The sequence below is a fragment of the Halomonas sp. SIMBA_159 genome (assembly GCF_046536035.1).
Taxonomy (GTDB): domain Bacteria; phylum Pseudomonadota; class Gammaproteobacteria; order Pseudomonadales; family Halomonadaceae; genus Vreelandella; species Vreelandella venusta_A.
In genome coordinates, this window is sequence record NZ_JAWJBT010001816.1 from 1 (window position 1) to 229 (window position 229).

Sequence of the window (229 nt, forward strand, 5' to 3'; positions counted from 1 at the left end):
TGGAGTGGTCCGCTGCATGCGAGTTGCCGCGATACGGGTCGTTGTGCAGGAAGGCATCTCCCTCCCGAATATCGTCATGGAGCGAGGTCATGTCTTCACCGAGCGGACCTGCTCCGAACACGTGCACCGGGACGCCTTCGGCCGCCGCGAGTAGCTGACTGTCGGCTGTGAGAACCGCGCACGAGAAGTCTCGAGCGGTGTTGATCACGGACGAGCGAGCTGACCGCAG

At 63.3% G+C, this 229-nt stretch carries 1 protein-coding gene; it reads right to left on the minus strand.

Annotated elements, in window-relative coordinates; genetic code table 11:
* The coding region (locus tag R0J87_RS25470; protein ID WP_498889801.1) for a hydantoinase B/oxoprolinase family protein at positions 1-229 on the minus strand (229 nt) is incomplete at its 3' end.